Annotated in this window: 10 protein-coding genes; 7 read left to right on the top strand and 3 right to left on the bottom strand. The window is 73.7% G+C overall.

Going from position 1 to position 12,586, the window contains the following annotated elements; genetic code table 11:
- Positions 1-87 precede the first annotated feature (87 nt).
- Positions 88-1,044, bottom strand: a complete 957-nt coding sequence (meaB, locus tag D7M15_RS21305) for a methylmalonyl Co-A mutase-associated GTPase MeaB (protein ID WP_121518965.1) — start codon at positions 1,042-1,044, stop codon at positions 88-90.
- Between the two features lie 262 nt (positions 1,045-1,306).
- On the bottom strand, positions 1,307-2,521 hold the full coding sequence (locus D7M15_RS21300) for an acetyl-CoA C-acetyltransferase (RefSeq protein ID WP_121518964.1): 1,215 nt from the start codon (positions 2,519-2,521) through the stop codon (positions 1,307-1,309).
- 155 nt (positions 2,522-2,676) lie between these two features.
- On the opposite strand from D7M15_RS21300, the gene mce reads away from it, so the two are divergent.
- The 7 genes from mce to D7M15_RS21265 all read left to right on the top strand — a co-directional run bounded on the left by mce (position 2,677) and on the right by D7M15_RS21265 (position 12,102).
- A complete protein-coding gene (gene mce / locus D7M15_RS21295) occupies positions 2,677-3,120 on the top strand; it encodes a methylmalonyl-CoA epimerase (RefSeq protein ID WP_121521161.1) in 444 nt (147 codons plus the stop codon).
- A 178-nt stretch (positions 3,121-3,298) separates the two neighbouring features.
- Complete coding sequence (gene scy, locus D7M15_RS21290) at positions 3,299-6,676, top strand: polarized growth protein Scy (RefSeq protein ID WP_121518963.1); 3,378 nt, start codon at positions 3,299-3,301, stop codon at positions 6,674-6,676.
- Between the two features lie 128 nt (positions 6,677-6,804).
- Positions 6,805-7,752 carry a cellulose-binding protein gene (locus D7M15_RS21285; protein WP_121518962.1) on the top strand — a complete coding sequence of 316 codons (948 nt, stop codon included), beginning with the start codon at positions 6,805-6,807 and terminating at the stop codon, positions 7,750-7,752.
- A gap of 155 nt (positions 7,753-7,907) precedes the next feature.
- Positions 7,908-8,915 carry an ABC transporter ATP-binding protein gene (locus D7M15_RS21280; protein ID WP_121518961.1) on the top strand — a complete coding sequence of 336 codons (1,008 nt, stop codon included), beginning with the start codon at positions 7,908-7,910 and terminating at the stop codon, positions 8,913-8,915.
- Between the two features lie 3 nt (positions 8,916-8,918).
- Complete coding sequence (locus D7M15_RS21275) at positions 8,919-9,707, top strand: ABC transporter permease (protein WP_121518960.1); 789 nt, start codon at positions 8,919-8,921, stop codon at positions 9,705-9,707.
- Between the two features lie 275 nt (positions 9,708-9,982).
- Positions 9,983-11,155 carry an ABC transporter ATP-binding protein gene (locus tag D7M15_RS21270; RefSeq protein ID WP_121518959.1) on the top strand — a complete coding sequence of 391 codons (1,173 nt, stop codon included), beginning with the start codon at positions 9,983-9,985 and terminating at the stop codon, positions 11,153-11,155.
- A complete protein-coding gene (locus tag D7M15_RS21265) occupies positions 11,152-12,102 on the top strand; it encodes an ABC transporter permease (RefSeq protein ID WP_240649404.1) in 951 nt (316 codons plus the stop codon). Before D7M15_RS21270 ends, D7M15_RS21265 begins: the two co-directional genes overlap by 4 nt.
- A 141-nt stretch (positions 12,103-12,243) precedes the next feature.
- Here D7M15_RS21265 and D7M15_RS21260 read toward each other — a convergent pair whose 3' ends face one another.
- Complete coding sequence (locus D7M15_RS21260; RefSeq protein WP_121518958.1) at positions 12,244-12,585, bottom strand: ATP/GTP-binding protein; 342 nt, start codon at positions 12,583-12,585, stop codon at positions 12,244-12,246.
- Position 12,586: the final 1 nt, after the last annotated feature.

Raw genomic sequence — 12,586 nt, 5'->3', positions numbered from 1 at the left:
CCGGCGGGGGCGGGCGGCCCGCCGCCGGGAGCCCACGCCCCCGGCCGTCCCACCCGCGCGCCGCCCGCCCGGCGCGCGTCCGCGCGGCTACTCCTCCGTGAGGCCCGCGACCAGCTCGTCCGCCGCGGCGTACGGGTCCAGCGCGCCGCTCACGATCCGTTCCGCCAGCGCGTCCAGCCGCCGCCCGCCCCGGAGTTCGCCCATCCGCTCGCGCAGCGCGGTCACGGCGATCGTCTCGACCTCGCGGGCGGCACGGCGCGTACGGCGCTCGGTGAGGGCGCCGCGCTCCTCCAGCCACGCGCGGTGCTTCTCCAGGGCCTCGACGACCTCGTCCAGGCCCTCGCCGCGCGCCGCGACCGTCCGGACGATGGGCGGGCGCCAGTCGCCGGGCGCGCGGGCCTCGCCCAGGCCGAGCATGTGGTTCAGCTCGCGCACGGTGGCGTCGGCGCCGTCCCGGTCGGCCTTGTTGACGACGTACACGTCACCGATCTCCAGGATGCCCGCCTTCGCGGCCTGGATGCCGTCGCCCATGCCCGGGGCGAGCAGGACGACGCTGGTGTCGGCCTGCGCGGCGATCTCCACCTCGGACTGGCCCACGCCGACCGTCTCGACGAGGATCACGTCGCAGCCCGCCGCGTCCAGTACGCGGATCGCCTGCGGCGCCGCCCACGCGAGGCCGCCGAGGTGTCCGCGGGTGGCCATGGACCGGATGTAGACGCCGGGGTCGGAGGCGTGGTCGCCCATCCGCACCCGGTCCCCGAGGAGCGCGCCGCCCGAGAACGGCGAGGACGGGTCGACGGCCAGCACCGCGACGCGCTTCCCGGCCCGCCGGTACGCGGTGACCAGCCCCGAGGTGGACGTCGACTTGCCGACGCCGGGCGAGCCGGTGAGCCCGACGACGTACGCGTTGCCGGTGTGCGGCGCCAGCGCCGCCATCACCTCGCGCAGCTGCGGGGAGGCCCCCTCCACCAGCGAGATCAGCCGGGCGACGGCACGCGGCCCGCCCTCCCGCGCCTGCGCCACCAGCGTGGGGACGTCCACCATCCGTCGTGCTCCTCTGCTCTCACCGGCGCCACCGGCACCGTTCGTCCACCGTGCCGCGTCCCGCCGCGTCGTGTCCTGCCCCGCCCGTACCGCGTCGTGCCGTACCCGCGCCCGTCCCGTACGCCACGGCCGTACGCGTCGACCGCACCCGTCACGCGTACGCACCCGCCGTACGCCCCGCGCCCGGTCCCGGGTACGCGGCGCGTACGGCCGCCCGTACGCCGGCGCGACCGCCCGCGTACGAACGGCCGCCGCCCGCCGCCTACTTCGCCTGCCGCTCCGGCACCCGCAGGATCAGCGCGTCGCCCTGCCCGCCGCCGCCGCACAGGGCCGCCGCGCCGGTGCCGCCGCCGCGCCGCCGCAGCTCCAGGGCCAGGTGCAGCACGATACGGGCGCCGGACATGCCGATGGGGTGGCCCAGCGCGATGGCGCCGCCGTTGACGTTGACCTTCTCCGGCGCGACCCCGAGGTCCTGCACGGACTGGACGCAGACCGCCGCGAACGCCTCGTTGATCTCCACCAGGTCGAGGTCCCCGACGGACAGGCCGTCCTTCTTCAGGGCGTGCTGGATCGCGTTCGACGGCTGCGACTGGAGGGAGTTGTCGGGCCCGGCGACGTTGCCGTGCGCGCCGATCTCCGCGATCCACTCCAGGCCCAGCTCCTCGGCCTTCGCCCGGCTCATCACGACCACGGCGGCCGCGCCGTCCGAGATCTGCGACGCCGAACCGGCCGTGATCGTCCCGTCCTTGGCGAACGCCGGGCGCAGCTTGCCCAGCGACTCGACCGTGGTGTCCGCGCGGATGCCCTCGTCCTGCGTGACGACGACCGGCTCGCCGCGCCGCTGCGGGATCTCCACGGGGGCGATCTCCTCGTCGAATCGACCGTCCCGCTGCGCCGCCGCGGCCCGCTGGTGCGAGGCGGCCGCGACCTCGTCCTGCGCGGCACGGCCGATGCCCAGGCGGGTGTTGTGCTTCTCCGTGGACTCGCCCATGGCGATGTTCTCGAACGAGTCGGTGAGACCGTCGTACGCCATCGCGTCGAGCATCTCCACCGCGCCGTACTTGTAGCCCTCACGGGACTTCGGCAGCAGGTGCGGCGCGTTGGTCATCGACTCCTGGCCGCCCGCGACGACCACGTCGAACTCCCCGGCGCGCACGAGCTGGTCGGCGAGCGCGATGGCGTCGAGGCCGGAGAGGCAGACCTTGTTGATGGTGAGCGCGGGCACGTTCATGGGGATGCCGCCCTTGACGGCCGCCTGACGGGCCGGGATCTGCCCCGCACCGGCCTGGAGCACCTGGCCCATGATCACGTACTCGACCTGCTCGCCGCCGATCCCGGCCCGCTCCAGGGCGGCCCTGATGGCGAAACCGCCCAGGTCGGCGCCGGAGAGGGACTTCAGGGAGCCGAGCAGCCGACCCATGGGCGTACGGGCGCCTGCGACGATCACGGAGGAGGTGCGGCTGGGCGTGCCAGTCATGAGGGTTCCTTCCAGCGGGAGGAAGTTAACGAGGGTTATCACCAAGATACTGAGCGGTACGCCTCCGGGTCACCGGCGGACCCGTGTGACCGTGCGCACGTTGGTGTGACCGCGCGCACGTTGCGCAACGGGCCGCGAGGCGCTGCACTGTGTCCATGCTGACGCGCATCGACCACATCGGGATCGCCTGCTTCGACCTGGACAAGACCGTGGAGTTCTACCGCGCCACCTACGGTTTCGAGGTCTTCCACAGCGAGGTGAACGAGGAGCAGGGGGTCCGCGAGGCCATGCTCCGCATCAACGGCACGGACGACGGCGGCGCGTCCTACCTCCAGCTCCTGGAGCCCGTACGGGAGGACTCCGCCGTCGGCAAGTGGCTCGCCAAGAACGGCGAGGGCGTGCACCACATCGCGTTCGGCACGGCCGACGTGGACACCGACGCGGGCGCCATCGCCGAGAAGGGCGTCCGCGTGCTCTACGAGCAGCCGCGCCGCGGGTCGATGGACTCCCGTATCACGTTCCTGCACCCCAAGGACTGCCACGGCGTCCTGACCGAGCTGGTCACGTCCGCGCAGCCGTCGGCGGCAACGGACCACTGACGTCCGCTTCCCCGGCCGGTAGAGTGACGGCCGGGGCGGACTCTCCGGCAGCCGTGGAGAGTTCCGGGCTGCGCTCGGTCCACGTTCCGCCGATGATCTGACACCATTTCCCGTGCATGAGGCCCGGGACGAGGGCCAGTTCGCCACATAACGACCAGGGGACGGATGGGACCGCGTAGTGCCGGGCTACGACCGCCACGAGCCTGACGACCAGCTCTCGCAGCTCGAAGCCGGGATGGAGCGGCTGAAGAAAGAGCGCGAGAAGGCCGTCGAACACGCCGACGACCTCGGATACCAGGTCGAAGTCCTGCGCGCCAAGCTGCACGAGGCGCGTCGCGCCCTCGCGCTGCGCCCCGCCGGGTACGAGAACCTCTCCCACCAGGCCGAGCAGCTCCTCCACAACGCCCAGATCCAGGCCGACCAGCTGCGCGCCGACGCCGAGCGCGAGCTGCGCGAGGCCCGCGCCCAGAGCCAGCGGCTGATCCAGGAGCAGACCGAGCGGCACGCGCAGCTCGAGTCGGACCTGCACGCCGAGGCCGTACGCCGTCGGCAGCAGCTCGACCAGGAGCTGTCCGAGCGCCGGGCCACCGTCGAGTCCCACGTGAACGAGAACGTCGCCTGGGCCGAGCAGCTGCGCACCCGCAGCGAGGCCCAGGCCAGGCGCCTCATGGAGGAGACGCGGGCCGAGACCGAACGTTCCCTCGCCAGCGCCCGCGCCGAGGCCCAGCGCCTCACCGAGGAGTCCCGGCAGCGGCTGACGAGCGAGGCCGAGGCGGCCCGCGCCGAGGCCGAGGCCCTGCTGCGCCGGGCCCGCGCCGACGCCGAGCGCATGCTGAGCGCCGCGTCCACGCAGGCGCAGGAGGCCGTCGACCAGGCCGAGCAGGTGCGTACGGCCAGCAGCGGCGAGGCCGAGAGCAGCCGCCGCGAGGCCGCCGACCTCGTCCGCCGCGCCGAGCAGCGCATGCAGGAGGCCGCGGCGGCGCTGCGCGAGGCGCGGGCCGAGGCGACGAAGAACGTCGAGGAGGCGCAGGAGTCGGCAGCCAAGCTCCTCGCGGACTCCGAGTCGGAGAACGAGCAGCGGGTCCGTACGGCCAAGGCCGAGATCGCGCGGATGGTCGGCGAGGCCACCAAGGAGTCCGAGACCCTCAAGTCCGAGGCCGAGCAGCTGCGGGCCGACGCCCGTTCCGAGGCCGAACGGCTCGTCGCCGAGGCCAAGGAGGAGGCGCGGACCCGTACGGCCGAGGAGTCCGCGAACCAGCTCGCGGAGGCCGCCCGCGCCGCCGAGGACGTCCTCAACAAGGCGTCCGAGGAGGCCAAGGCCACCACCCGCGCGGCCACCGAGGAGGCCGAGCGGCTGCGCACGGAGGCCGAGGCCGAGGCCGACCGGCTGCGCGCCGAGGCGCACGACACGGCGGAGGAGCTGAAGGGCGCCGCCAAGGACGACACCAAGGACTACCGCGCCAAGACCGTCGAGCTCCAGGAGGAGGCGCGGCGGCTGCGCGGCGAGGCCGAGCAGCTGCGCGCCGAGGCCGTCGAGGAGGGCGAGCGCATCCGCGGCGAGGCCCGCCGCGAGGCCGTCCAGCAGATCGAGGAGGCCGCCACCAGCGCCGAGGAGCTGCTGGCCAAGGCGCGGACCGACGCGGAGGACATGCGCGGCGACGCCACCTCCGAGAGCGAGCGCGTACGCACCGAGGCCATCGAACGCGCCGGGACCCTGCGCCGACAGGCCGAGGAGGCGCTGGAGCGGGCCCGTACGGAGGCCGAGGAGCTGCGGAGCACGGCCGAGGAGCAGGCCGTACGCACCCGGGCCGAGGCCGACGAGGCCGGGCAGCGCATCCGCGAGGACGCCGAGCAGTCCGCCGCCGACCTCAAGGAGGAGCGCGCCGCCGAGCTGGAGCGCCTGCACACGGAGGCGCGGGAGCGGGACGCCGCCGCCGAGGAGGCGCTGCGCGAGGCGCGCGCCGAGGCGGAGCGGCTGCGCGAGGAGGCGCGCGCGGAGACCGAGCGGCTGCGGAACGAGGCGGCGGAGCGCCGCGGCACCCTTCAGCGGCAGGCCGAGGAGGAGAGCGAGCGGCTGCGGAACGAGGCGGCCGCCGACGCCTCGCAGTCGCGCGCCGAGGGCGAGGCCGTCGCGGTGCAGCTGCGCAGCGAGGCCGCCGCCGAGGCGGAGCGGCTGCGCACGGAGGCCCAGGAGACCGCGGACCGGGTGCGCGCCGAGGCGAACGCGGCGGCGGAGCGTACGAACACCGAGGCCGCAGGCGCGCTGTCCGCCGCGCAGGAGGAGGCGGCGCGGCGCCACCGCGAGTCCGAGCAACTCCTCGCGGAGGCCCGCGAGGAGGCGCACCGGGAGCGTACGGCCGCGCGCGAGCAGAGCGACGAGCTGCTGGCCGCGGCGCGGCAGCGGGTCGAGGACGCGCAGACGGAGTCCGCGCGGCTGGTGGACGAGGCCGAGCGGCGCTCGGCGGAGCTGCTGGCCACCGCCGAGGAGACCGCGCAGCAGGTGCGGGACTCGGTGAGCGGGCTGTACGAGCGGGCCGAGGAGGAGATCACCGCGCTCCGCGCCTCCGCCGAGCAGGACGCGGCCGCGGCACGCCGGGACGCGCGCGAAGAGGCGGAGGCCGCGCGGGAGTTGGCGGAGCGGACCGTCACGGAGGCGCTGGAGGAGTCCGAGCGGGTACGGGCGGACGCCGAGCGCGTACGCGACGAGGCGCGCGACGCCGCCGCGAAGCGCCGTACGGAGGCGGCCGAGCAGGCCGACCAGCTCCTGTCCAAGGCGCAGGAGGAGGCGGGCAACACCTACACGGCGGCGGAGAAGCAGGCCGACGGCATGGTGGGCGCCGCCCGCAAGGAGTCCGACCGGCTGGTGGCCGAGGCGCGCGGCGAGGGCCGCGAGATCGTCGAGAAGGCCCGCCGCGACGCGGACACGATGCTGGACGAGGCGCGGAACGACGCGGTGGCCGTACGGGATCGGGCGGAGGAGCTGCGTACCCGCGTCGAGACCGAGGTCGAGCAGCTGCACGACCGGGCCCGGCGGGAGTCGGCCGAGGCGATGCAGTCGGCGGGCGAGCGGTGCGACAAGCTCGTCAAGGCGGCGCAGGAGCAGCTGACGGAGGCGGAGGAGAAGGCCAGGAACACGCTCGCCGAGGCGGACTCGGAGGCGAGCAAGGTGCGTATCGCCGCGGTCAAGAAGGCGGAGGGGCTGCTCAAGGAGGCCGAGCAGCGGAAGGCGTCCACGGTGAAGGAGGCGGAGCGCATCCGCGCGGAGGCCGAGGCGGAGGCCCGGCAGACCGTGGACGAGGGCCGTCGCGAACTCGACGTCCTGGAACGGCGCCAGGAGGACATCAACGCCGAGATCTCGCGTGTCCAGGACGTGTTGGAGGCGCTGGAGTCGTTCGAGACGCCGGGCGGCGGGGGCAACTCCCGTTCCGGCGGCTCGGGGAGCGGCTCCGGGGGCGGTGGCAAGAAGGGTGCCGCGGGCTCCGGCCCGAACGGCGGGGTGAAGGCGGGAGTTGGCGGGAGCACCACACGGACGAGTGGCAAGTCATCCGATGGGTAGCCACTCGAACGAGCGCACATTCTCCCGTTCAAACCGCCATTGACTCGATGGCACGACCCTTGTCCCCCTAGGATGAATCCCCCCAACACTCCCCCGTCTGATAACCCGTCCGACCCGACAGGAACCCCATGAGCGACACTTCCTCCCCCTTCGGCTTCGAGCTCGTGCGACGTGGCTACGACCGCGGGCAGGTGGACGACCGCATCACGAAGCTCGTCGCCGACCGTGACAGCGCGCTGGCCCGCATCACCTCTCTGGAAAAGCGCATCGAGGAGCTGCACCTCGAAACGCAGAACGCCCAGGCCCAGGTCACCGACGCAGAGCCGTCGTACGCCGGTCTGGGTGCCCGGGTCGAGAAGATCCTCCGCCTCGCCGAGGAGGAGGCCAAGGACCTGCGCGAGGAGGCGCGTCGCGCCGCCGAGCAGCACCGCGAGCTGGCCGAGGGCGCGGCGCAGCAGGTGCGGAACGACGCCGAGGCGTTCGCCGCCGAGCGCAAGGCGAAGGCCGAGGACGACGGCGCCCGCGTCGTCGAGAAGGCGAAGGCCGAGGCCGCCACGATGCGCGGCGAGGCCGAGAAGGACGCGCAGTCCAAGCGGGAGGAGGCGGACTCCCTCTTCGAGGACACCCGCGCCAAGGCCGCCCAGGCCGCCGCGGACTTCGAGACGAACCTCGCCAAGCGGCGGGAGCAGTCCGAGCGCGACCTGGCGTCCCGGCAGGCGAAGGCGGAGAAGCGGCTCGCGGAGATCGAGCACCGGGCGGAGCAGCTGCGCCTGGAGGCGGAGAAGCTCCGTACGGACGCCGAGCGTCGCGCGCGCCAGACGGTGGAGACCGCGCAGCGCCAGGCCGAGGACATCGTCGCCGACGCCAACGCGAAGGCCGACCGCGTCCGCAGCGAGTCCGAGCGCGAGCTGGCGGCCCTGACCAACCGCCGCGACAGCATCAACGCCCAGCTGACGAACGTCCGCGAGATGCTGGCCACCCTGACCGGTGCCGCGGTCGCCGCGGCGGGCCAGCCCGACGACGACGACTCCGACGAGTCGCTGTCGCGCGGGGTGCCGGCGCAGCAGTCGCGCTGAGTCCCCGACGTGCGGCGGGCGTTCGGCCGGGAGACGGCGGGCGCGCGGCGGACGTAGCGGCGGAGTTCCACGGAGCGCCCCCGTCCGGATATGTACGCATACCGAACGGGGGCGTATCTGTGGACGCCACCCGCCCGGTCCCGTAGCGTCGCCGCATGATCGAGCTCGAAGGGCTGACCAAGCGTTACGGTGAGAAGACGGCCGTCGACCGGCTGACCTTCTCCGTCCGGCCGGGTGTGGTCACCGGTTTCCTCGGGCCCAACGGCGCGGGCAAGTCGACCACGATGCGCATGATGCTCGGTCTGGACAGCCCCACCAGCGGGCACGTCCGCATCGACGGCAAGCGCTACGACCAGCTCCAGGAGCCGCTGAACCACATCGGCGCGCTGCTGGAGGCGAAGTCGGTGCACGGTGGGCGTACGGCGTACAACCACCTGCTGTGCCTGGCCCAGAGCAACGGCATCCCCGACCGCCGGGTGGACGCGGTCCTCGACATGGTCGGGCTGGCGTCCGTCGCGAAGAAGCGGCCGAAGGGCTTCTCCCTCGGCATGGGGCAGCGCCTCGGCATCGCCGCCGCGCTGCTCGGGGACCCCAGGATCGTGATGTTCGACGAGCCGGTCAACGGCCTCGACCCCGAGGGCATCCACTGGGTGCGGAACCTGATGCAGCAGCTCGCCGCGGAGGGCCGTACGGTCTTCGTCTCCAGCCACCTGATGAGCGAGATGTCCGTGACGGCGGAGCATCTGGTGGTCATCGGGCAGGGCAGGTTGATGGCGGACACCTCCATGGCCGACTTCATCGCGGAGAACTCGCGCACGTACGTACGGGTGCGGACGCCCGAACCGGAACGGCTGCGGGACGCGCTGCACGCCACGGGCGTCAACGCGGTGGCCGCGGACGACGGTTCGCTGGAGGTCGACGGGCAGCCGGCGGCGCGGATCGGTGACGTGGCGGCGCAGCACCGGGTGGTGCTGCACGAACTGAGCCCGCAGAACGCGTCGTTGGAGGAGGCGTTCATGCGGCTGACGGCCGAGTCGGTCGAGTACCACGCGCACACCGCGGCGCAGGGGCAGCCGCCGGGGCCCGCGCCGGGGCAGTCGCAGCCACCGGGCGGTGACCGGCCGACGCAGCAGTGGGGCACGGGCTGGAAGGAGGGGCGCTGAGCCATGGCACACACCACGCGGGTCCTCCGCTCGGAATGGACCAAGGTCAGGTCCGTCAGGTCCACCCTGTGGACGCTGCTGATCGCGGCCGTCGTCACGGTCGGCCTGTCCGCGCTCATCTGCGCCTTCACCGCCTCCGACTTCGACTCCATGGCGGAGTCGGAGAAGGCGGTGTTCGACGCGACGTACGTCAGCTTCGCCGGGATGTCGCTCGGGCAGCTGGCGATGATCGCGTTCGGCGTGCTCGTCGTCTCGAACGAGTACAGCACCGGCATGATCCGCAGTTCGCTGAGCGCCGTCCCGCAGCGGGGCACGTTCATGTTCTGCAAGATCTTCGTGGCGACCGCGCTCGTCCTGGTCGTCGGCATGGCCACGAGCTTCACCACGTTCTTCGTCGGCCAGCAGCTGCTCGGCGACCACGGCACGACGATCGGTGAGCCGAACGTGCTGCGCGCGGTGATCGGCGGCGGGCTCTACATGACGCTGATCGCGCTGTTCACGATGGGTGTCGCGTTCGTGCTGCGCAGCCCGATGCTGGCGTTCGGCACGCTGATGCCGTTCTTCTTCATCATCTCCGGCATCCTCGGCGGCGTGAGCGCGACGAAGAAGTTCGCGCACTACCTGCCGGACCAGGCGGGCACCATGATCATGACCGTGGAGACGGGCGGCGGCGGGGAGTTCGGCGTCGGGGACCGCCCGTACGGGCCGTGGGGCGGGCTGTTCATCATGGCCCTGTGGGTGGTCGCGTCGCTCGTCGCGGGTTACCTGGTGCTGAAGAAGCGCGACGCGTAAGGCCGTCGGCGGCGGGCGGCGGGGCCGTCCGCGACGCTCCGCCGCACCGTCGGGTACGGTGCTCCGGCGCCCGGGAGAACGCTTCCCGGGCGCCGGAGCCGTGTCGTACGGTACGCGCGGGCGGCGCCCGTACGGGGCCGTGGGCCCGGGGCCGCACCCGAGGTCGGCCCGGCCCCGGTGGGCCCGGCGGGAACCGAAAGCGCGCCCCGCGGCCTCCTAAGCCCTGTCAGGGGGGCGACTCGCCGTCCCCGCCACCCGCGTCCAGAGGCGACGGCATGATCGAGGCGTACGGCCTGACGAAGCACTACGGTGCCAAGACGGCCGTCTACAACCTGTCCTTCCAGGTACGGCCGGGCGCCGTCACCGGCTTCCTGGGGCCGAACGGCTCCGGCAAGTCCACCACGATGCGCATGATCCTCGGACTCGACACCCCCTCGTCCGGACAGGTCACCATCGGCGGCCACACCTTCAGGCAACTCCCCAACGCGCCAAGGCAGGTGGGCGCGCTGCTGGACGCGAAGGCGGTGCACGGCGGCCGCAACGCGCGGAACCACCTGCTGTCCCTGGCCCAGCTGTCGGGCATCCCCGCCCGCCGGGTGGACGAGGTGCTGGGCGTCGTCGGGCTCCAGGACGTGGGCCGCAAGCGTTCCAAGGGCTTCTCCCTCGGCATGGGCCAGCGCCTCGGCATCGCCGCCGCCCTGCTGGGCGACCCGCAGGTGCTCCTCTTCGACGAACCGGTCAACGGCCTCGACCCGGAGGGCATCCTCTGGGTGCGGAACCTGATGAAGGGGCTCGCGGCGGAGGGCCGTACGGTCTTCGTCTCCAGCCACCTGATGAGCGAGATGGCGCAGACCGCCGACCACCTGATCGTCATCGGGCGGGGGCAGTTGATGGCCGACACGTCCGTCACCGAGTTCATCACGCGGAACTCGGTGGGCTTCGCCCGCGTGCGTACGCCCGAGGGGGACCCCGCGCAGCGCGAGAAGCTGAGCGCGGCGCTGACCGAGGCGGGCGGGCAGGTGCGGACGGAGGACGACGGCGCGCTGCGGGTGTCGGGCGTACCGCTGCCGCGCATCAGCGACCTGGCGCACGGGGCGGACGTACGGCTGTGGGAACTGTCGCCGCACCAGGCGTCGTTGGAGGAGGCGTACATGCGGATGACGCAGGGCGCCGAGGACTACCGCTCGACGGTCGACCAGCGGTCCGGGCTCCAGGAGCCCGTCATGGCGCCACCGGGGTACGGCGCTCCGGGGTACGGGGCCCCGGGCCACGCGCCGCCGGGTCACGGCGCTTGGGGGTACGCGCCGCCCGGCCCGTACGCCGCGCCCCCGCAGGCCGGTTGGGGGCCGCCGCCCCCGGCCGGGCCCCCGGCCGCTCCTCCGGTGGCGCCGCCCGCCGCCGCGCCCGTTCCGCCGCCCGCCGACCCGCACACCGAGGACGCCCGATGAGCACGCCGTACGCGCAGCAGCCCCCGCCCTCGCCCGTGCCCACTCCCCCGGGGCACGCGCCGCACCCGCCGTACACCGCGCCGCCCGGCGGCGGGTACTCCTCGCCCATCCCGGTCACCCGCGCCCACCTCGGGCACGCCCTCGCCTCGGAGTGGACGAAGATCCGCTCGGTGCGCTCCACGGTGTGGACGCTCGGCATCATGTTCATGCTGGTCGTCGGCATCGGTCTGCTGACGGCCGTCGGTCTGGACTCCGAGGGCGACGGCTACATCGACATGCCGCTGCTGGCGGGCGGCCTCTTCGGGCTGATGCTCGGCCAGATCTGCGTCATCACGCTGGGCGTGCTGGTGATCACGTCCGAGTACGGCACCGGCATGATCCGTACGACCCTCACCGCCTGCCCGCGCCGCGGCCGGGTGCTGGCGGCGAAGGCGCTGGTCTTCTTCCTGCTGGCGTTCGTGACGACGACGCTGGCGTGCACGCTCACGGCGATGATCCAGTCGTCGATGCTCGGCGGCCGGACCGTCTCCCCGGAGGACCCGGTCGGCGAGGCCGTACGCGACTCCATCCGGAACGGCGAGTTGATCGCCACCAGCGACGAGTGGCTGGACGCCACGGTCGGCGCCGGGCTGTACGTGGCGCTGCTCGGGCTGCTGTCGCTGGCGGTCGGCGCGATGCTGCGGCACTCGGCGGGCGCGATCACCACCATGATGGGCGCGGTGCTGCTGCCGCCGATCCTTTCCGCGTTCATGATCGGCGAGAGCCTGGAGGGCGTCCGCGACGCCCTCCTCGACTACTCGCCGCTGAACGGACTCGCGACGCTCTACGGCGTGCCGATGAGCGACGAGGTGAACGCCTCCGGCTGGCCGCTGCTCGGCGTGCTCGCCGTGATCACGGCGGTGGCGGTCGGCGCGGCGGCGGCGCTGATCAACACCCGCGACGTGTAAGGGAGTTCGTACGGTCGCCGGGCAACGGGGCGACCGTACGGGCCCGTTCGTACGCACGCCCGGCGGGTGAACCGCCGGGCGTCGTGCTGACGGGCGTACGGGCGCGGCACCCGCTTCGGGCCGAAGCCCCGCCGGGGGCGCTCAGTAGCGCGGCGCGTTGCGCGACCGCTGGAGCCGCGCCCCACGGCGGTCGCGCGCGTTCCAACACGAGCGGTGCCAGTGCCGCCGGTCGTCCACCTGCCCCTCGCGCGGCCACGCCACGACGTGCGGGACGCCGGGCGGGATCTCCTGGTCGCAGCCGGGGCAGCGGTAGTGCTTGCCGGAGCCGCCCCCGACCTGCCGTACGGCCCACTCCTCGCCGCCCCAGTCCTCCGTGCGCTCCAACCCGTAGCGGTCGCCGCCGGTGCCGCCGTCAGCGCCGTCGTCCCTGCGGGCGGCGGGCCTGCCGCCGCCGCGGCGTTGGTGGTTGCGGCGCGGGGACACG

This window comes from Streptomyces sp. Z26, from assembly GCF_003665095.1.
Taxonomy (GTDB): Bacteria; Actinomycetota; Actinomycetes; order Streptomycetales; family Streptomycetaceae; genus Streptomyces; species Streptomyces phytohabitans.
The sequence above is the reverse complement of the archived record's forward strand: the minus strand, read 5'-3'. Positions and strand labels throughout refer to the sequence as shown.

Excerpts from the sequence above, each read along its gene's own strand:
- meaB (WP_121518965.1), bottom strand. The coding sequence starts at position 1,044 with ATGGTGGACGTCCCCACGCTGGTGGCGCAGGCGCGGGAGGGCGGGCCG.
- mce (WP_121521161.1), top strand. The coding sequence starts at position 2,677 with ATGCTGACGCGCATCGACCACATCGGGATCGCCTGCTTCGACCTGGAC.
- D7M15_RS21275 (WP_121518960.1), top strand. The coding sequence starts at position 8,919 with ATGGCACACACCACGCGGGTCCTCCGCTCGGAATGGACCAAGGTCAGG.
- D7M15_RS21270 (WP_121518959.1), top strand. The coding sequence starts at position 9,983 with ATGATCGAGGCGTACGGCCTGACGAAGCACTACGGTGCCAAGACGGCC.
- D7M15_RS21300 (WP_121518964.1), bottom strand. The coding sequence starts at position 2,521 with ATGACTGGCACGCCCAGCCGCACCTCCTCCGTGATCGTCGCAGGCGCC.
- D7M15_RS21285 (WP_121518962.1), top strand. The coding sequence starts at position 6,805 with ATGAGCGACACTTCCTCCCCCTTCGGCTTCGAGCTCGTGCGACGTGGC.
- D7M15_RS21265 (WP_240649404.1), top strand. The coding sequence starts at position 11,152 with ATGAGCACGCCGTACGCGCAGCAGCCCCCGCCCTCGCCCGTGCCCACT.
- D7M15_RS21280 (WP_121518961.1), top strand. The coding sequence starts at position 7,908 with ATGATCGAGCTCGAAGGGCTGACCAAGCGTTACGGTGAGAAGACGGCC.